This is a genomic window from Streptococcus sp. FSL W8-0197 (genome assembly GCF_037963785.1).
Classification (GTDB): Bacteria; Bacillota; Bacilli; order Lactobacillales; family Streptococcaceae; genus Streptococcus; species Streptococcus oralis_CQ.
Genome location: NZ_CP150168.1, coordinates 1,028,573 through 1,048,523, shown reverse-complemented (window position 1 = coordinate 1,048,523; position 19,951 = coordinate 1,028,573). Strand labels below are relative to the sequence as shown.

The 19,951-nt window shown below is 39.0% G+C and carries 20 protein-coding genes; 17 read left to right on the top strand and 3 right to left on the bottom strand.

The features are described from left to right. The first annotated feature begins 15 nt into the window (after positions 1–15). Genes rexB through NYE79_RS05290 form a run of 3 tightly spaced genes read left to right on the top strand, consistent with a single transcriptional unit; the run spans position 16 to position 8,137 of the window. The gene (gene rexB / locus NYE79_RS05300) at positions 16–3,291 is read left to right on the top strand and encodes an ATP-dependent nuclease subunit B (RefSeq protein ID WP_339293584.1); all 3,276 of its coding nucleotides are present in this window, start codon (positions 16–18) and stop codon (positions 3,289–3,291) included. Then, positions 3,288–6,941, top strand: coding sequence for a helicase-exonuclease AddAB subunit AddA (gene addA, locus NYE79_RS05295; RefSeq protein ID WP_339293583.1), 3,654 nt, complete (start codon positions 3,288–3,290; stop codon positions 6,939–6,941). Before rexB ends, addA begins: the two co-directional genes overlap by 4 nt. A gap of 17 nt (positions 6,942–6,958) precedes the next feature. Then, positions 6,959–8,137 carry a hypothetical protein gene (locus NYE79_RS05290; RefSeq protein WP_339293582.1) on the top strand — a complete coding sequence of 393 codons (1,179 nt, stop codon included), beginning with the start codon at positions 6,959–6,961 and terminating at the stop codon, positions 8,135–8,137. A 33-nt stretch (positions 8,138–8,170) separates the two neighbouring features. Here NYE79_RS05290 and NYE79_RS05285 read toward each other — a convergent pair whose 3' ends face one another. Both NYE79_RS05285 and NYE79_RS05280 read right to left on the bottom strand, forming a co-directional pair. Next, a complete protein-coding gene (locus NYE79_RS05285; RefSeq protein ID WP_042902272.1) occupies positions 8,171–8,527 on the bottom strand; it encodes a type II toxin-antitoxin system PemK/MazF family toxin in 357 nt (118 codons plus the stop codon). After that, positions 8,511–8,726, bottom strand: coding sequence for an AbrB family transcriptional regulator (locus NYE79_RS05280; protein WP_001098942.1), 216 nt, complete (start codon positions 8,724–8,726; stop codon positions 8,511–8,513). The genes NYE79_RS05285 and NYE79_RS05280 overlap by 17 nt, the downstream gene beginning before the upstream one ends. 214 nt (positions 8,727–8,940) lie before the next feature. On the opposite strand from NYE79_RS05280, the gene ylqF reads away from it, so the two are divergent. From ylqF to xerS, 14 genes are all read left to right on the top strand, one after another. Beyond that, positions 8,941–9,792: a ribosome biogenesis GTPase YlqF gene (gene ylqF, locus NYE79_RS05275; protein WP_000201310.1), complete on the top strand. Its 852-nt coding sequence runs from the start codon at positions 8,941–8,943 to the stop codon at positions 9,790–9,792. Then, complete coding sequence (locus tag NYE79_RS05270; RefSeq protein WP_049518701.1) at positions 9,779–10,558, top strand: ribonuclease HII; 780 nt, start codon at positions 9,779–9,781, stop codon at positions 10,556–10,558. Before ylqF ends, NYE79_RS05270 begins: the two co-directional genes overlap by 14 nt. A 12-nt stretch (positions 10,559–10,570) precedes the next feature. After that, a complete protein-coding gene (locus NYE79_RS05265; protein ID WP_084881264.1) occupies positions 10,571–12,121 on the top strand; it encodes a ClC family H(+)/Cl(-) exchange transporter in 1,551 nt (516 codons plus the stop codon). 51 nt (positions 12,122–12,172) lie between these two features. Beyond that, positions 12,173–12,919 (top strand): CPBP family intramembrane glutamic endopeptidase, encoded by a 747-nt coding sequence (locus NYE79_RS05260; RefSeq protein ID WP_084881265.1) that lies wholly within the window; start codon positions 12,173–12,175, stop codon positions 12,917–12,919. A gap of 150 nt (positions 12,920–13,069) precedes the next feature. Further along, complete coding sequence (locus NYE79_RS05255) at positions 13,070–13,492, top strand: hypothetical protein (protein ID WP_084849674.1); 423 nt, start codon at positions 13,070–13,072, stop codon at positions 13,490–13,492. After that, positions 13,492–13,725 carry a hypothetical protein gene (locus NYE79_RS05250; RefSeq protein WP_084849675.1) on the top strand — a complete coding sequence of 78 codons (234 nt, stop codon included), beginning with the start codon at positions 13,492–13,494 and terminating at the stop codon, positions 13,723–13,725. The genes NYE79_RS05255 and NYE79_RS05250 overlap by 1 nt, the downstream gene beginning before the upstream one ends. A gap of 92 nt (positions 13,726–13,817) precedes the next feature. Next, positions 13,818–14,249, top strand: a complete 432-nt coding sequence (locus NYE79_RS05245; protein ID WP_044021597.1) for a hypothetical protein — start codon at positions 13,818–13,820, stop codon at positions 14,247–14,249. A gap of 99 nt (positions 14,250–14,348) precedes the next feature. Next, positions 14,349–14,792, top strand: coding sequence for a hypothetical protein (locus NYE79_RS05240; protein ID WP_070800588.1), 444 nt, complete (start codon positions 14,349–14,351; stop codon positions 14,790–14,792). Positions 14,793–14,892: 100 nt separating this feature from the next. Beyond that, positions 14,893–15,327 (top strand): hypothetical protein, encoded by a 435-nt coding sequence (locus NYE79_RS05235; RefSeq protein ID WP_084849676.1) that lies wholly within the window; start codon positions 14,893–14,895, stop codon positions 15,325–15,327. A gap of 316 nt (positions 15,328–15,643) precedes the next feature. Beyond that, positions 15,644–16,087 carry a hypothetical protein gene (locus NYE79_RS05230; RefSeq protein WP_044020776.1) on the top strand — a complete coding sequence of 148 codons (444 nt, stop codon included), beginning with the start codon at positions 15,644–15,646 and terminating at the stop codon, positions 16,085–16,087. Then, on the top strand, positions 16,087–17,340 hold the full coding sequence (locus NYE79_RS05225) for a hypothetical protein (RefSeq protein WP_084881266.1): 1,254 nt from the start codon (positions 16,087–16,089) through the stop codon (positions 17,338–17,340). The genes NYE79_RS05230 and NYE79_RS05225 overlap by 1 nt, the downstream gene beginning before the upstream one ends. Further along, complete coding sequence (locus NYE79_RS05220; RefSeq protein ID WP_000439964.1) at positions 17,322–17,714, top strand: hypothetical protein; 393 nt, start codon at positions 17,322–17,324, stop codon at positions 17,712–17,714. Before NYE79_RS05225 ends, NYE79_RS05220 begins: the two co-directional genes overlap by 19 nt. Beyond that, positions 17,695–17,985 (top strand): hypothetical protein, encoded by a 291-nt coding sequence (locus tag NYE79_RS05215; RefSeq protein WP_001148764.1) that lies wholly within the window; start codon positions 17,695–17,697, stop codon positions 17,983–17,985. The genes NYE79_RS05220 and NYE79_RS05215 overlap by 20 nt, the downstream gene beginning before the upstream one ends. Before the next feature lie 139 nt (positions 17,986–18,124). Further along, entirely contained in the window at positions 18,125–19,195 is a 1,071-nt protein-coding gene (gene xerS, locus NYE79_RS05210; RefSeq protein ID WP_000817856.1) for a tyrosine recombinase XerS, read from the top strand. A 78-nt stretch (positions 19,196–19,273) separates the two neighbouring features. On the opposite strand, the gene NYE79_RS05205 is transcribed toward xerS, so the two are convergent. Beyond that, complete coding sequence (locus tag NYE79_RS05205) at positions 19,274–19,915, bottom strand: hypothetical protein (protein ID WP_049478795.1); 642 nt, start codon at positions 19,913–19,915, stop codon at positions 19,274–19,276. Between the last annotated feature and the right edge of the window lie 36 nt (positions 19,916–19,951).

Sequence of the window (19,951 nt, the reverse complement as noted above, 5' to 3'; positions counted from 1 at the left end):
GCAAACGAGGCAGAGATGAAATTACTTTATACTGATATTCGGACTTCTTTGACTGAAATTTTAACGAGAGAGGCAGAAGAGCTAGTTGCTGCAGGCAAGCGGGTTTTCTACATCGCCCCCAACTCTCTTTCTTTTGAAAAGGAACGCGCCGTGCTGGAATGCTTGTCCCAGCAGGCTTCTTTTGCGATTACCGTCACGCGTTTCGCTCAAATGGCTCGTTACCTGGTTTTAAATGATTTGCCTGCCAAGACCAGTCTTGATGACATCGGGCTTGGGATGGCTTTTTATAAGTGCCTTGCCGAACTAGATCCCAAGGACTTGCGTGTTTATGGTGCGATTAAGCAGGATCCTCAATTTATCCAGCAGTTGGTTGAACTTTATCATGAGATGATGACTGCTCAGATGAACTTTTTAGACTTGGAAAGTTTAACAGATGAAGATAAGCGAGCAGACTTACTCTTGATTTTTGAGAAAGTGACTGCCTATCTTAATCAAAGCCAGTTGGCTCAGGGGAGTCAGTTGTCCCATTTGATTGAGGCTATTGAGAACGATAAGGTAAGTAGTGATTTCAGTCAGATTGCCTTGGTTATTGATGGATTTACTCGTTTTTCTGCTGAGGAAGAGCGTGTAGTGGATCTACTCCATCGCAAAGGTGCCGAGATTGTTATTGGGGCCTATGCAAGCAAGAAAGCCTATACCAGTCCGTTCACTGAAGGGAATTTCTACCAAGCCAGTGTGGAATTTCTTCATCATTTGGGAGCAAAATACCAAACACCTGCTCAGGATCGTTCTCAGACGCATGAGAAAATGGATAGTTTTGATAAGACCTCTCGTTTATTGGAGTCTTCTTATGATTTCTCAGAACTCACCTTGGATATCGATGAGAAGGACCGTGAAAATCTGCAAATTTGGTCTTGTTTGACACAAAAGGAAGAGTTGGAGCTGGTGGCTCGCGCTATTCGTCAGAAATTACATGACCATCCAGAACTGAGTTACAAGAATTTTCGCATTCTCTTAGGGGATGTGGCTTCTTACCAGTTATCACTGAAAACCATTTTTGACCAGTACCAGATTCCTTTCTATCTAGGTAGAAGTGAATCCATGGCTCACCACCCTTTGACTCAGTATGTGGAGTCTATTTTACGTTTAAAACGTTACCGTTTTCGTCAGGAGGATTTGATTAATCTCCTCAGAACTGGTCTATATACTGACCTTAGCCAAGCGGATATTGATGCTTTTGAACAATATCTCCGCTATCTTGGCATCAATGGCTTGCCAGCTTTTCAGCAGACCTTCACAAAATCCCACCATGGAAAATTCAATTTGGAACGTTTGAACGCCATTCGTCTGCGAGTTTTGACGCCACTTGAAACCTTATTTGCCAGTCGGAAACAGAAGGCAGAAAATCTCTTGCAAAAGTGGAGTATTTTTCTAAAAAATACTGCTTTAAGCAAGCAGATGCAAGAATTGACAGCTACTATGGAAACTCTAGAACAGGAAAGACAAACCGAAGTTTGGAAAGCTTTCTGTCATGTTTTAGAACAATTTGCGACCGTTTTTGATGGTTCACAAGTGAGTCTAGAGGACTTCATGGCCTTGCTTCATTCTGGGATGAGTTTATCTCAGTATCGCACTATTCCAGCAACAGTAGACACTGTTCTGGTGCAGAGTTATGATTTGATTGCCCCTCTGACCGCTGACTTTGTCTATGCTATCGGACTGACTCAGGATCATTTACCAAAAATTGCACAAAATACCAGCCTTTTAACAGACGAAGAAAGACAAAGTCTAAACCAAGCGACAGAAGAGGGAACACAATTGCTGATTGCAAGCAGTGAAAACCTCAAGAAAAATCGCTATACCATGCTTTCTTTAGTCAACGCTGCCCGTAAACAGTTGGTGTTGTCAGCACCCAGCCTTCTCAATGAAAACGAGAGCAAGGAATCTGCCTATCTTCAGGAACTGGTGAGTTTTGGATTTAGCCGAATAGAAAAGAGAATGAACCATAAAAAACTTAGCAAAGAAGATATGGGTTCTTATCACAGTCTCTTGTCTAGTCTCGTTGCCTATCATCAGCAAGCTGCTTCTAGTGAAAGTGAACAAGATGTGACCTTCGTCAAGGTCTTGGCGCGTGTCATGGGCAAAAAACTTGACCAAAAAGGCCTTACAAATCCTGCTCTCCCAACCAGTCCAAGCAGTAAGCCATTAGCAAAGGAGACCTTGCAGGCTCTTTATCCAGCTGACAAGGAGTTTTACCTGTCTACCTCTGGTTTGACGGAGTTTTACCGCAATGAATACAGTTATTTCCTCCGTTATGTCCTTGGTTTGCAGGAAGAATTACGCCTGCGCCCAGATGCTCGCAGTCACGGGAATTTCTTGCACCGTATTTTTGAGCGTGCCTTGAAACTGCCTGCTGAAAATCCGTTTGACAAACGTCTGGAACAAGCTATCCAAGAAACCAGTCAAGAACGCGAATTTGAAGCCATTTATCAGGAAAGTTTGGAAGCCCAGTTTACCAAGGAAGTTCTACTTGATGTCGCGCGAACTACGGGCCACATCCTTCGTCATAATCCAGCCGTCGAAACCATCCAAGAGGAGGCAACATTTGGTGGCAAGGATCAGGCCTTTATCCAGTTGGATAATGGTCGCAGTGTCCATGTGCGAGGCAAGGTTGACCGTATTGACCGCCTGAAAGCTGATGGAGCGTTAGGAGTGGTAGACTACAAGTCTAGTCTTACTCAGTTCCAGTTTCCTCATTTCTTTAATGGGCTTAATTCCCAACTGCCCACCTATCTTGCTGCCCTAAAAAGAGAAGGGGAGCAGAACTTTTTCGGTGCCATGTACTTGGAAATGGCTGAATCAGTCCAATCTCTCTTGACCGTTAAGAGTTTGGCAGGAGCGGTAGTAGAAGCCAGCAAGTCTATGAAATATCAAGGCCTCTTTTTAGAGAAAGAAAGTAGTCATTTAGGCGAATTTTACAATAAAAACAAGGCCAATCAGCTGACAGGCGAGGAATTCCAGCTCTTACTAGACTATAATGCCCATCTTTACAAGAAGGCAGCTGAGAAGATTTTACAAGGTCAGTTCGCCATCAATCCATACACAGAGAACGGAAGAAGTATTGCCCCATACGTTCAACAACATCAAGCCATTACAGGATTTGAAGCTAATTACCATTTTGGTCAAGCTCGTTTTCTAGAGAAGTTAGAGCTAGCTGATGGCAAACGACTGGTCGGAGAAAAACTCAAGCAAGCTTGGTTTGAAAAAATGAGAGAGGAGTTGAATCGATGAAGCCTATTTCCTTTTTAACTGAGGAAGAAATTCAAAAATTGCAAGAAGCAGAAGCGAGTTCGAGCAAGGAACAAAAGAAAACTGCCGAGCAAATCGAAGCCATTTATACTGCTGGGCAAAATATCCTAGTCTCAGCGTCTGCTGGTTCAGGGAAAACCTTTGTCATGGCAGAGCGTATTCTGGATCAGTTAGCGCGTGGTGTCGAAATTTCTCAACTCTTTATCTCAACCTTTACTGTCAAGGCTGCTACCGAACTCAAGGAACGCTTGGAGAAAAAAATCAGCCAGCAGATCCAAGAAACCGATGATGTTGATCTCAAACAACACTTGGGACGACAGTTGGCAGATCTGCCCAACGCGGCCATCGGAACTATGGACTCCTTCACACAAAAATTCCTCGGTAAACATGGCTACCTGATTGATATTGCACCCAATTTTCGTATTCTACAAAATGAAAGTGAGCAGTTAATCCTCAAAAATGAAGTTTTTCATCAGGTGTTTGAAGAGCATTACCAAGGTGAAAATAAAGAGAAATTTAGTCGTTTGGTTAAGAACTTTGCAGGGCGTGGCAAGGATGAACGTGGTCTGCGCCAGCAAGTCTACAAAATCTATGATTTTCTTCAATCCACCAGTAGCCCCCAAAAATGGCTGAGCGACTCTTTTCTCAAAGGGTTTGAAGAAGCTGACTTTGCAATTGAAAAAGACAAACTGACCGAGCAAATCAAGCAGGCGCTTTGGGACTTGGAAAGTTTCTTCCGTTATCATCTGGATAACGATGCCAAGGAGTTTCCAAAAGCTGCCTATTTAGAAAATGTGCAGCTGGTTCTGGATGAAATTGGCTCCTTAAATCAAGAGTCCGATAGCCAGGCTTATCAAGCTGTGCTTGCGCGTATTATCGCCATCTCTAAGGAGAAAAATGGTCGATCTCTAGCTAACTCCAGTCGTAAGGCCGATTTGAAGCCACTGGCTGATGCCTACAACGAAGAGAGAAAGACCCAGTTTGCTAAACTAGGACAACTAGCGGACCAGATAACCATTCTCGACTACCAAGAACGTTATCATGAAGATACTTGGGAGCTAGCTAAAACTTTCCAAACCTTTATGAGTGATTTTGTGGAGGCTTATCGTGAACGCAAACACCAGGAAAATGCCTTTGAATTCGCTGATATTAGTCATTACACCATTGAGATTTTAGAGAATTTCCCACAAGTTCGCGAGACTTATCAAGAGAGATTCCATGAAGTCATGGTCGATGAGTATCAGGATACCAACCACATTCAAGAACGGATGCTGGAATTGCTGTCGAATGGTCACAATCGCTTTATGGTGGGAGATATCAAGCAGTCCATCTACCGTTTCCGTCAGGCAGATCCCCAGATTTTCAATGAAAAATTCCAACGCTATGCGCAAAATCCTCAAGAAGGAAAGCTGATTTTGCTCAAGGAAAATTTCCGTAGTAGTTCAGAAGTTCTGTCAGCAACCAATGATGTTTTTGGACGCCTTATGGACCAGGAGGTCGGCGAAATCAACTACGATAGCATGCACCAGCTTGTTTTTGCCAATACCAAACTAACTCCCAATCCAGAAAATAAGGCAGAATTTCTCCTCTACGACAAGAACGATAGTGGGCAAGAGGAAGAAGAAAGCCAAGCAGAAACGAAACTCACTGGGGAAATGCGCCTGGTCATCAAGGAAATCTTAAAGCTTCATCAGGAAAAAGGTGTTACCTTTAAAGAAATAGCCCTTTTGACTTCCAGCCGCAGTCGTAATGACCAGATTCTTCTTGCCCTGTCTGAGTACGGGATACCTGTCAAAACCGACGGTGAGCAAAACAATTATCTCCAATCCCTAGAAGTGCAAGTCATGCTGGATACGCTTCGTGTCATTCACAATCCCCTGCAAGACTATGCCTTAGTTGCTCTGATGAAGTCTCCAATGTTTGGTTTTGATGAGGACGAGTTGGCACGTTTATCCCTCCAGAAAGCAGAGAATAAAATCCAAGAAAATCTCTATGAGAAACTGGTCAATGCTCAAAAACTGGCAACAAGTCAGAAAAACTTGATTCATACAGCTCTAGCTGAAAAACTCAATCAATTCATGGATATTTTGGATTCTTGGCGCTTATATGCCAAAAACCACTCTCTCTATGACTTGATTTGGAAGATTTACAACGACCGTTTTTATTATGACTATGTTGGGGCTTTGCCAAACGGACCTGCTAGACAGGCCAATCTCTACGCCCTAGCTCTGCGAGCAGATCAGTTTGAAAAGAGTAATTTCAAGGGCTTGTCTCGTTTTATTCGTATGATTGATCAGGTTTTGGAAGCCCAGCATGATCTCGCAAGCGTAGCCGTCGCACCGCCTAAAGATGCCGTGGAACTTATGACCATTCACAAGAGCAAAGGACTGGAGTTTCCTTATGTCTTTATCCTCAATATGGATCAGGACTTCAATAAGCAAGACTCAATGTCTGATGTTATTCTTAGTCGTCAGAATGGGCTTGGCGTCAAATACATTGCCAAGGTGGAAACAGGAGCAGTGGAAGCACACTATCCTAAAACCATTAAACTCTCCATTCCTAGCCTTACCTATACGCAGAATGAAGAAGAACTGCAACTGGCTAGCTATTCAGAGCAGATGCGTTTGCTGTATGTTGCCATGACACGGGCTGAGAAAAAGCTCTATCTTGTCGGTAAGGGCTCTCGTGAAAAGCTGGAAGCCAAGGAATATCCAACAGCTGAAAACGGAAAATTAGATAGCAATACCAGACTTCAAGCCAAGAATTTCCAGGACTGGATCTGGGCGATTAGTAAAGTATTTGCTAGAGACAATCTCAACTTTAGTTATCGTTTTCTTGGTGAAGACCAGTTGACTAGAGAGGCTATTGGTCAGTTGGAAAACAAGAGTCCTCTACAAGATAGTTCTCAAGCAGACAATCGTCAGTCTGAGACCATCAAAGAAGCCCTTGAAATGCTGAAAGAGGTGGAAGTTTATAATACTCTTCACCGCGCAGCCATTGAACTACCAAGTGTTCAAACCCCAAGCCAAATCAAGAAATTCTACGAACCCGTTATGGATATGGAAGGGGTACAAATTGCTAATCAAACTCAATCACCAGAGAAACAAATCAGCTTTGATTTACCAGATTTTTCAACTAAAGAAAAGGTAACTGGAGCTGAGATTGGTAGTGCAACCCACGAACTGATGCAGAGAATTAACCTTAGTCAACAACCAACACTTGCTAGCCTGACAGAAACTCTCAAACAAGTTCAGACTAGTCCAGCTGTAAGAGACAAGATCAATCTTTCTAAAATTCTCGCCTTCTTTGAAACACCACTTGGTCAGGAAATTCTTGCCAATACAGACCATCTCTACCGCGAGCAACCTTTCTCCATGCTCAAAAAAGATCAAAAGAGTCAGGAAGACTTTGTTGTTCGTGGGATCTTGGATGGCTATCTGCTTTATGAGGATCGCATCGTTCTTTTCGACTATAAGACAGACCGTTACGATCAACCAAATCAGCTTATTGAACGCTATCGTGGGCAGTTAGCGCTCTATGGAGAGGCTTTATCACGAGCCTATTCGATTAAAAATATTGAAAAATACTTGATTTTGCTCGGCAAAGATGAGGTACAAGTTGTAAAAATATAATCTAGAAAGGAGACCTCATGACACTTCCAGTTAGAAAATCCTTGCACGATGCGGTTTTACAGGCTTCAAAAGCCGATACTTGGGATCAAGCTACCAAGGAATGGAATGAAGTTTCCTTGATTTTTAATGGTATTGGGCGCAGTAATTGTATCTGCGGAAATGCCATTAAGTACGCTTATGAACTCTTTAATAATGTCACAGGACAACGTCTCTTTCCCATCGGCAGTGACTGTGTTCGCCATTTTCATCGATTAAGCCTTGACCAGCAACTGGAAGAGGAAGAAAAACTTCTCAGAAAGCTTGAAAATCTGACTAGAAAAGTCAAGAAAAAGGAAAAAATCAAGGTCAATAAAAGCGATTTTGACGAAAAACTTCTAAAATGGTTTTGGGAAAAAGGTGTTTTCAAAGCCAATCGTGGCAATCAATTTGCACCTGAGAAAGATTACCAGCTTTTCCTAGAAGTCTTTCAAGGAGGAAGTTGGACCAAGGCAGAGCCAAAAAAGAAGGCTCGTCTGGAAGAAGTCCTTGAAAAATGTATCAAACCCTTTCTACTTGGAAAACCAGATGATCAACTTTACCTTGTCAAGCTAGGTAAGGAGAAAATAGATTACGAGCAACATTTACGGATTCAGGCAGAGAAAGAACGTAAGAAAAGAGACAAAATCGCTAAGCAATACGCTGACAATCTCATTCTAGCCATGGGACCAGCTGAACGCGCCTATCAAGATTACTTTGGCTTTACAGAAACTTTGACCCAAGAAGAACGAAAGTGGGAGAAAATTCTCTTTGGAAAAAATAGAGACGAACGGGCTATCAAGGCTAAACAAAACCAAAAGGAGTTGGAAAAGGATCAGCGAATTGCAAATCAAGATCCGATTGAACGAAAGCAGAAGCAGACTTGGCTTCTCAATTCCTATTTTCGGGATTTGCCTGATGAAAAATCCAGATTTTCTCGGCTCCTATTAGAATATCGAAAAAGTGGAGAAGTACGCTTTTCAGATGAATACTTATCTGAGAATCTCATCGACTTTTTTTACAAGATGAAAGCTTTTGAGTTTGAAATTGCACCAGAACAAGTCCGCGATTTTCTAAAAGAATGCCTTCAGGCGGAACATCTATCATCAGCACAAGAAAGCTGGATTAGAGGGATTCTCCTTAATTGTCTTCATCCGTTTTTAGATAGGTTACTCATATAGAAAAAATCCTACCTTGTCTATGCATGGTAGGATTTAAGTATCTCCAAAGATGTACTGGTAAAGTTGGACGACTTTCTGAAAACATTGTGTGTCCATTCTTGTTATTTTTTGAGCATTACGCATCCGAAAATCAAAGGTATACAGTTGAAATGGATTGACAGCGCCATCTACCTTGTCCGACGAGACAGGAACGAGCAAGCCTTTTTCTGCCAAGCGTTGTTGGCCATGAGTGATAGGACAGACAGCTACAAAACCAGTTTGCAAGGCATATTCTCTCCTAGAAACTACCAAGGCAGGTCGCCGTTTCTGGATTTCTCGACCGACTGATGGATCAAAGTCCAGCCAAATGATATCCTGCTTTTCAGGAATATACTCAGATTTCGCTATCAAGTGACCTTACTCCTTCAAAATCATTTGTCATTCTCAAATCAGTAATCCCATCAAAAGGATCTTTCAGTTTTGGAGCTAAGACAATGACTCCGTCAATCCCTTTGTAGACGACCATTTCTTGACCTTCTGTCATCCCCAAATTTTTAGGAATGGTCACAGTGAGCGAATTCCCCACCTTCCGAGTCTTTACTGTATTCATTGCTCTACCTCCACGAATTAGTATACACTAAGTATATACCTGTTAGCAAAAAAAGTCAAGTAAATCCTGACTGGCATCAAGGATGTGTCGACCAATACTATTTGTCATTTATTGTGGTCAAAGCCTGTGCAAAAGTTCCTCATTTATGATAGAATAGATGGTAAGAAAGAAAACGTTTTAATCACGTTTTTTTTAGTCGGAAGGGGAAAATATTATGGCTACTATTCAATGGTTTCCGGGCCACATGTCTAAGGCTCGGCGGCAAGTTCAGGAGAATTTAAAATTTGTTGATTTTGTGACGATTTTGGTGGATGCTCGGCTACCTTTATCTAGTCAAAATCCTATGTTAACCAAGATTGTGGGTGATAAACCTAAACTCTTGATTTTGAACAAGGCTGACCTAGCAGACCCAGCAATGACCAAAGAATGGCGTCAGTATTTTGAATCACAGGGAATCCAAACTCTGGCTATCAACTCCAAAGAGCAAGTAACTGTAAAAGTTGTGACAGATGCGGCTAAAAAGCTCATGGCTGATAAGATTGCACGCCAGAAAGAACGCGGTATCAAGATCGAAACCTTGCGGACCATGATTATCGGAATTCCAAATGCTGGTAAGTCAACTCTCATGAATCGTTTGGCAGGGAAAAAGATTGCGGTGGTCGGCAATAAACCAGGTGTTACTAAGGGGCAACAGTGGCTCAAAACCAACAAAGACCTGGAAATATTAGACACGCCAGGTATTCTATGGCCTAAATTTGAAGACGAAACCGTTGCTTTGAAACTAGCCTTGACTGGAGCAATTAAAGATCAACTACTCCCAATGGATGAAGTGACCATTTTTGGTCTCAATTATTTCAAAAAACATTATCCAGAAAAGCTAGCTGAACGCTTCAAACAAATGAAGATAGAAGAAGAAGCACCTGTTATCATCATGGATATGACCCGTGCCCTTGGTTTCCGAGACGACTACGACCGCTTTTACAGCCTCTTCGTCAAGGAAGTCCGTGATGGAAAACTCGGTAACTACACCTTAGATACATTGGACGACATCGATGACGACGATTAAAGAAATCAAGGAACTTCTTGCTACTGTCAAAGAATTAGACAATCCCCTTTTTCTTGAACTGGAAAAGGATCCTCGTTCTGGAGTTCAAAAAGAAATCAACAAGCGTAAAAAATCCATTCAGGCTGAACTGGACGAAGACCTTCGCCTAGAAACTATGCTTTCCTATGAAAAAGAACTGTATAAGCAAGGATTGACCCTAATTGCAGGTGTTGACGAGGTCGGCCGTGGTCCTCTGGCTGGCCCTGTAGTTGCTGCAGCTGTTATTTTACCTAAAAATTGTAAGATTAAAGGCCTCAACGATAGTAAAAAAATCCCCAAAAAGAAACATCTGGAAATTTATCATGCTGTTCAAGACCAAGCCTTAGCAATCGGCATTGGTATCATGGATAATCAGGTCATCGACCAAGTCAATATCTATGAAGCTACCAAACTAGCCATGAAGGAAGCAATCTCCCAGCTCAGTCCGCAACCTGAGCACCTCTTGATAGATGCCATGAAACTGGAGTTACCAATTTCACAAACCTCCATTATCAAAGGAGATGCTAACTCCCTCTTAATCGCAGCAGCATCTATAGTAGCCAAGGTGACACGGGATGAATTGATGAAGGAATACGATCAGCAATATCCTGGCTATGATTTTACAGCTAATGCAGGCTATGGAACAGCTAAACATCTAGAAGGGCTTGAAAAACTAGGTGTCACCCCAATTCACCGAACCAGTTTTGAACCAGTCAAAACACTGGTTTCAACTAAGAAAGACAAGTAAGAGGAAATGATTATGGAGGAACAGTCAGAAACACTCAGTTCCAAGAAAGAATTTGCCTTTGCCTCAAGCACCATATTATCCCAAGTTGGACGAGGAATCATTGTTGGTCTCGTCGTCGGGATAATCGTCGGATCCTTTCGTTTCTTAATCGAAAAGGGTTTCCATCTGATACAAGGACTCTATCAAGATCAAGCGCACCTAGTGCGCAATCTTTTTATCATTGGCCTATTTTATGTATTCGTTTGCTGGCTTAGTGCGAAACTAACTCGATCAGAAAAAGATATCAAGGGTTCAGGAATTCCTCAAGTCGAAGCCGAATTAAAGGGACTAATGACTCTTAACTGGTGGAGTGTCCTCTGGAAAAAATATATTCTAGGTATTCTTGCTATTGCCAGTGGCCTTATGCTAGGTCGGGAAGGGCCAAGTATTCAACTTGGAGCAGTTGGTGGTAAAGGTATCGCCAAGTGGCTCAAATCTAGCCCAGTAGAGGAACGTTCCCTGATTGCCAGTGGAGCTGCTGCAGGTTTAGCCGCTGCCTTTAATGCACCAATTGCAGGTCTCCTCTTTGTTGTAGAAGAAGTCTATCACCATTTTTCCCGCTTTTTTTGGGTCTCAACTCTAGCAGCTAGCATCGTAGCAAACTTTGTTTCTCTGCTCATATTTGGCCTAACACCCGTACTGGATATGCCAGACAACATTCCTCTCATGACCCTAGACCAGTATTGGATTTACCTCTTTATGGGAGTTTTTCTCGGACTTTCTGGTTTTCTCTATGAGAAGGCTGTACTCAATGTTGGTCGAATTTATGACTGGATTGGTCAAAAAATCCATTTGGATAAAGCTTATTATCCAATCCTAGCCTTTATCCTTATCATACCAGTCGGGATTTTCTTGCCACAAATCCTTGGTGGTGGAAATCAGCTTGTTCTTTCCCTAACTGAGCAAGATTTTAGTTTCCAGGTTTTATTAGCTTACTTTTTGATTCGCTTTATTTGGAGCATGATTAGCTATGGAAGTGGCCTCCCAGGAGGAATTTTCCTTCCCATTCTGGCGCTTGGTTCCTTACTTGGTGCCCTAGTTGGTGTCATTTGTGTCAACCTTGGGCTTGTCAGTCAGGAGCAATTCCCTATATTTGTCATTCTGGGAATGAGTGGCTACTTTGGGGCAATTTCCAAGGCTCCCTTAACTGCCATGATCCTCGTAACTGAGATGGTTGGAGATATTCGCAACCTCATGCCACTTGGATTGGTAACCCTAGTTGCCTATATCATCATGGATTTACTTAAAGGTGCGCCAGTCTATGAGGCCATGCTAGAAAAAATGTTACCAGAAGAAGCAACAGACGAAGGAGAAGTCACCCTCATAGAAATCCCTGTGTCTGACAAAATCGCTGGAAAACAGGTTCACGAACTCAACTTGCCACATAACGTACTCATCACCACCCAAGTCCATAATGGCAAGAGCCAAACAGTTAACGGCTCAACTAGAATGTATCTGGGTGATATGATTCACTTGGTGATTCCAAAAAGTGAAATTGGAAAAGTCAAAGATTTGTTGTTATAAGTTCCGTTTACATAATTTATTTTACGTAAAATATTATTAAAAGGATTCTCAATGAAAAGAAATAAGGCAATTGCGGTATATTTGCTAGGCACATTTAGCCAAATAGTATCAGTTTGTCTCCTTTTCTTTCTCTCGAATCATTTTTCTGTTCAGTCTAATCTATTATCTATTTTAGGAATCTTTCTAGGTGGCATTTCTTCAGCTCTTTGGGGAATCATTGTTGCAAATCACTATTTTCATATTCATTTTAAGAAGATTGTAAACGATTTTTTAAACATTCATACCAGTTACAAACATTATTTATTATCTTTTTTCCTTATTGTCCTTGATTTTTCTTTTCTAATGTTTGGTGGGAAAATAGTAGAATTTAGCTGGTATCTCCCATTTTTGATGTTCTTCAAATTTATTGTCTTTGGTGGTATAGAAGAGATTGGATGGCGATATGTTTTTCAACCAATTTTACAAGAAAAGTTGCCATATTTTTACTCAACAATCTTAACCTTTTTCAGCTGGGCGCTTTGGCATCTGTTGTTCTTTTACATAGATGGCTCCCTAGCAACACTGCAAACTCTACCGTTTTTATTTGGATTGCTGACGAATTCTTTCATACTCTCAGCTCTTTATATCAAAACAAAGAATCTCTGGATTTGCGTTATGACACATTCGATCATTAATGTCTTGTCTCAGATAACAATAGATACTAATCGATACGAAACCTACCTAATCAAAATTTTCGTCATCTTGGTATCCTGCTATATGGTAATACATAAAAAAGATGAGTATAATCGGTATGAATAAAATTAATATAAATCTTCAAAACCAAATCAAAAAAGATTTGGTTTTTTAAGAATTAGAAATCTAATTTTCAGTATATAGTATGATTTTTACCCCCTACTTTGTAAAGAATGATTAGAATATTGTATAATAAGAAAAAGGAGAAAAGCATAAATGAATAATTCTGGAATTAAAAAAAGTCATACAAGAATACTAATCATTTTGTTACTCGCAACCATCACAGCAGGAGCTATTTTTATGTTTTCTATGTTTGGGAAATCCCAAGAAGAACGTCGAAATAGAGAGTATGAAGTTAGTTTGGTAAATGCCTTAAAGAATTCATATGAAGGGATTGAGGAGATTAAGATTTCCAATCCAGAATATACAACTCCTCCAGGTTCGTGGTCTTGTGATGTAGAAATCAAATTTAATGATGAAAGAAAAACTAAGTATAGGATAGGCCATGGACTCCATGATAAAAAGAATTATCAAGGATCATTGACCAATGAGAAAAGGCAATTCCTTAACAATTACAAAGGAGTGACCGACTTAAAAGTAATTGTTACATATTCAGATAATAGCATGGGAGAACAATGATGACATTTTCCTATACAGATGAGCAGTTAAACAATTTGAATCGGGATTATGCTGTATATAGTGTAAATCTTGAATTCGCTAAGCGTAACGGTAGGACTTATGTCAATTCAAATCTCATTGAAAATATATCTCCTGATGATTTAGAAAAAACCAACACCATAACTACCTCAGATGGTCAAGAATTCCGTGTTGTTGCCACTAAGTCTGACCCAGTAACGGGATTTGATGTTTGATGCAGTATCTGTGACAATTGGCTTGATTTTCTCTATTCTACTGTTATTTATCTTTAAATCATAGTAGAATAGAGAAAAGGAGAAAAGCTTAAATGAATATTTCTGGAATGAAAAAAAGCCGTAAAAAGCTACTAATCGTTTTGTCAATCGCAATTATCACAGCAGGTGGTATTTTTATGTTTAGTATGTTAGGGAAATCTCAAGAAGCGCGTCGGAATAGAGAGTATGAAGTTAGTTTGGTTGAAACTTTAAAAGATAGTTATGAGGGTATTGAAGAAATTAGATTTTCTAATGCAAACTACACAAATCCTCCAGGAAGCTGGACTTGCGTAGTTGAACTATTTTTTAATGAGAGAAGCATAAAATATAAAATTAATTATTCAAAAAATGATAAACGTATTTCTGATGTATCCTTAGAAAGAGAGAATAGAAAAGAGGACCGAGAATTTTTAAATAGTCACTTGGGTAAGACTAGTAAACTCACAAAAATTATTTATTCAGATGGTTCAGAAGGAGAATATTAATGGTATACACTTATACTGATAAACAACTCAATGAGTTAAATCACGGAAAAAATGTTTATAGTGTAAATTCTGAATATGCTGAGAGGAGTGGAGATAACAATGAGTAAAGACAGATTAAGAAAAAGCTATAAACCATTATTCATAGTTTTACTACTCGCAACCATCACAGCAGGAGGTGTTTTTATGTTTAGGTTGTTAGGAAAATCCCAAGAAGAACATCGGAATAGAGAGTATGAAGTTAGTTTGGTAAACGCCTTAAAGAATTCCTATGAAGGGATAGAAGAGATCAAAATTTCTAATCCAGAATATACAACCCCTCCAGGCGACTGGTCTTGTGATGTAAATATTCTATTTTCAGATAAAGTAAAAATAGAATACCGTGTAGGCCACTCTTTAAATGACGTTGAAAATTATAATGGTTTTGTTAATGGAAAAACAAATAAAGAAATAAACGACCAGTGGGAAATATTGAATTCTCATAAAGGGAAAACAACATCTTTAGTTACTATATATTATTCGGATAAAGAAAAAGGAGTACAGTAGTAGTTTTTACTTATACAGATAAACAACTTAATGAATTAGATCAAGGGAAAAATGTATACAGTGTCAATGATGAATATGCTGAGATAAAGAGGAAATGATAATGAGTAAAGACAGATTAAGAAAAAGCTATAAACCATTATTCATAGTTTTACTACTCGCAACCATCACAGCAGGAGGTGTTTTTATGTTTAGGTTGTTAGGAAAATCTCAAGAAGAACGTCGAAATAGAGAGTATGAAGTTAGTTTGGTAAATGCCTTGAAGAATTCTTATCAAGGGATTGAGGAGGTAACGATTACGAATCCATCGTACAGATCAATTCCTTCAGACGCTTGGGGGGCGGATGTGAAACTAAAATTTTTTGATGGAACATCTAAAGAACATGTTTTAGCTTTTGATATAAACTCGAATAAAATTAGGATTGGAGTATATAATAAGGATGATGAAGAATTTCAACATTTTTTAAATTCTAGGCGAGGTTGTACTAAGTCAAAAGTTAAAGTTAAATATTCGAATGGTTCAGAAGGGGAGCTATGATGAATAAATACGTGTATACAGACAAACAACTTAATGAATTGAATCAAGGTCCGAATGTTTACAGTGTTAATACTGAGTTCGCACAGCGTAAAGAAAACCGAACAAATATTGTTCTGCTAAATCAGATAACGAGTTAAAAAAGGTGAAATCAACACTATAACCACCTCCGATGGTCAAGAATTCCGTGTCGTTGCGAATAAGTCTGACCCAGTATCGGAATTTGATGCAGTATCTGTGACAATTGGCTTGATTTTCTCTATTCTACTGTTATTTATCTTTAAATTATAGTAGAATAGAGAAAAGGAGAAAAGCTTAAATGAACAATTCCAGCACTAAAAAAAATCACAAAAGATTACTAATCGTTTTGTCACTCGCAATTATCACAGCAGGAGGTATATTTATGTTTAGCATGTTAGGGAAGTCTCAAGAGGAACGTCGGAATAGAGAGTATGAAGTTAGTTTGGTGAATGCTTTAAAAAATTCTTACCAAGGGATTGAGGAGATTAAGATTACGGAACCTTATTATAGTGAGAAACCAGGATCATGGTCTTGTGATATTGAAATAAAGTTCAGTGATAATCAAATGATAACTTATGGAATTAATCACAGATTAACTTATAAAGAAAACCACGATGGCCTTATGAAAGGAAATACTGATGAAGAAATTAATCAACAATGGTTAAAACTAAAAAAACACATTGGTAAAACAGAATCTACTGTATTAGTGCAATATTCAAATGGTGAAACAGGAGAACAATAATGACATTTAATTATACTGATAATCAATTGAATAATTTAAATCAAGATTTTGCTGTTTATAGTGTTAATAAAGAATTTTCAGATAGAAATAAAAAGAAATTTGTGACAGCTATTCCAAAAAATGAAAATGAAACCAACACTATAACCACCTCCGATGGTCAAGAATTCCGTGTTGTTGCCACTAAGTCTGACATTGAAACAGGTTTTGATGGGCTGGCAGTTGCACCTATTGTTAACGGCAAACCAGATTATAAAAATGTAGCTGTGATTGCTGCTGGAACGGACCCTGATAGTCCTGTGAATAAAAGTATGTTTGTTTCACGTGATGTCAATAGTGCGATAATTGCAAAAAAAATGTATTTATCACCACAATATAAGGTTGCAGATCAATTTGTTAAAGAAATTATGGATGATCCCAGATATGAAGTTAGCCAACTATCTGGCTATTCACAAGGATCTTACATGCTGAAGGTGGGAGCTAAATACCACATACCTACAACTACATTTAATGCTTGGTTTAAATACGGTGCGCTCACACTGGAAGAAAAAGCATTTATTGAAAATAATCCAGCTATGTTTATTGATTACCGTAGAAAACATGATGACGTAGTACGTTGGAATGATTTCAATCACCCTGAATGGTATTCTGGTATAACTGACTCTATGCCTAGTACGATTCACTGGCTTGATGGTTCGAGTCATAAAATTGGTGACTGGGAGTTTGATCCTGCAACTGGTCAACTTGTAGATGGCAAAGGAGGGAAACCCTTAATCAGTGGCGTTTATCGAGCCTATGCCAACAGTCTCCGAGGAATGGCTCATTACAAGGACTTGAAATCAAAATGGTCATCAGGTGGTATTAGTAGTTCTGAGGAAATATACTTAGATGCAGCTCAAGGTTCTATCCTATCATCATCTATGGCTACAGCAGCAAGAACTGGAGCTGATGAAGTGAGCGCCTTAGCCAAAAAAGCCAATCAAGAATTACAAGAAATTTGGTCAAAAATCGATTTTACAAGCTACACAGCATTAGCTCCCTATGAGGTTGATGCCATTTTTGCTAGTCAAGGTATTACTCAAGCACAGTTTATCGATACGTTTCAGACAGAGACAAATCAAACAGCTACTAAGATGAATGCTTCCGCCCAAGCATTTGAACAGTTAGACAAACAATTACAGGATGTCATTGAAAAAACAGTAGCAACAGACACACAATTTGCCAAGGAGTTCAGACAATGGAAAGAAAAGATGTGAAATGGGAGGAAATTAGAGAGAAAGAGAGAGAACTGTTTAATCTAGAAGAACAATATTATCAACAAAAGAAAGAACTCGATGATAAAGCCCTTGATCTAGACGAACGAAATGCAAATTTAGAAAAACTGATGTCTGATGAAGTTGATAAAATGTATCAAGTCTTGAGAAAATTTTCATCAACTGCTGATGATGTTAGAGACTACTTTACAGAAATAGAAAATCTGAGACACTTTTCGGAACAAGTATACCGAGAACATAGAATTAAACTCGAAAATGAGAGAGAAAAAAACGATAACGAGTTTCGCAAAAAAAGAAATGAATTAGAGGAAGAATTTCACAAACTAAGGAGAGATTATGCAAGCACCAATGAATGAATACTACACAGATGAAGAATATCAATATGCACTGAAACAAATGTATCGAATGATGGAAAGAAACCGAATCATTGCGGAAGCAAAGATAGCAATAACAGCAAAAAATAAATTAAAAGAAAACTTTAGTAAGACAGCTAAGAAAATTGCTACAGAAACCAAATCAACTATCACAAGCATAAACAGCCAAATGGACACTGCAATACGAGGAAAAGTTCGCAAGAGTCTTGAAGAAAAGATTCCTAATATGTTACTCAAGTATGATGAAATTTAATAAAATGGTTCAGAGTGAATGGGATAAAGTTAGATATTTTAAAAGTTTCTTATATCATCTTTCCGAAAAACTATAATTTTCTTGAAAAATATATGAGTCTATGCTATACTACTAGTAGACTTAATTATGGAGAAAATACATGAAACGTGAGATTTTACTGGAACGAATCGACAAACTAAAACAAATCATGCCCTGGTATGTTCTGGAATACTACCAATCCAAGCTTGCTGTGCCCTACAGTTTTACAACCTTGTACGAATATCTCAAGGAATACGATCGATTTTTCAGCTGGGTTTTAGAGTCTGGAATTTCAAATGCTGATAAAATGTCTGATATTCCTTTATCTGTCTTGGAAAATATGTCTAAGAAAGATATGGAAGCTTTTATCCTATATCTACGTGAACGTCCATTGCTGAATGCTAATACAACCAAGCAAGGTGTATCTCAGACGACCATCAATCGGACCTTATCAGCACTTTCTAGTCTTTACAAGTATCTAACAGAGGAGGTTGAAAACGACCTGGGAGAACCCTATTTCTATCGTAATGTAATGAAGAAAGTTTCAACCAAGAAAAAGAAAGAAACACTTGCTGCTAGAGCTGAAAACATCAAGCAAAAACTCTTTCTAGGTGATGAAACAGAAGGTTTTCTAACTTATATCGATCAGGAGTACCCACAACAGCTCTCAAATCGCGCTCTCTCATCATTTAATAAGAACAAAGAACGTGATTTGGCCATTATTGCCCTTCTCCTAGCGTCTGGTGTCCGCTTATCTGAAGCTGTTAATCTAGATCTAAGAGACCTCAATCTCAAAATGATGGTGATCGATGTCACTCGAAAAGGGGGGAAACGTGATTCTGTCAATGTCGCTGCTTTTGCTAAGCCTTACCTAGAGAATTATCTAGCCATTCGAAATCAACGCTATAAGACGGAAAAGACAGATACAGCTCTCTTTTTGACCTTATATCGAGGCGTTCCCAATCGTATTGATGCTTCTAGTGTTGAAAAGATGGTTGCTAAGTACTCTGAGGACTTCAAAGTCCGTGTAACTCCACACAAACTACGCCATACCCTGGCGACTAGGCTCTATGATGCTACTAAATCGCAAGTTTTGGTCAGCCATCAGCTAGGACATGCCAGTACACAAGTCACTGACCTCTATACCCATATCGTCAATGATGAACAAAAGAATGCTTTAGATAGTTTATGATTGTTACATATTATAAATTATGTAAAGCAACTATTGCTAAAAAACGAAAGACCAATTCCTTTATCTTTCGTTTTTTATTTATTTAAACTCAATCCAGTAGTTACGGTGAGGCTCTATAATTACTGGTTTACCCCAAAAGGCTTGCAGATAGGCTAGATTTGCTGGGCTTACTGGTTTTTTTGAATCATTGTACTGCTCAGCACTCTCTTTAGTTAGAAAACATTTTACTGCTTCATAAGAAGTTCCATCAGCTGATTCTCTTTCGATTCCCATATACGAAATTTCGTCACCATTTTTAAGATCGTCAGTTAACAGTTTACCAATAAAGAACACTGTCTTATCTTTCATAAATTCATAAGCCTTACTATTTTCAAGTCGGTTATTCGCTGCAGCATACATAATACAAAAACTATCAACAATATCTTTCAAAGGCATTAAGTCTTCTTTGTTTACTTTGATTTCATCGGGCAGAAGACCGCCAATTATAAGATTTTGAAAATGGGCTTGCTGGATTACATTATCTAAAGCCATTCCCAGAGGTATTTGAACAGCTTGGTATCCTAAAGGTTGAAGCTCTTTGTATTTCTTATCATAATGTTCTTGTGTGATGCTTATATTTAAACTTTCAGTTTGAGAAATTTCTTCATTTCTATAAAAAGCAACAACATTGCGGTCTAACTGTTCAAATAGATTAAGACTTTCTACTGGAATTTCTAACATAATGAATAACTCCTTTTCATTTTTCATCACTATTAT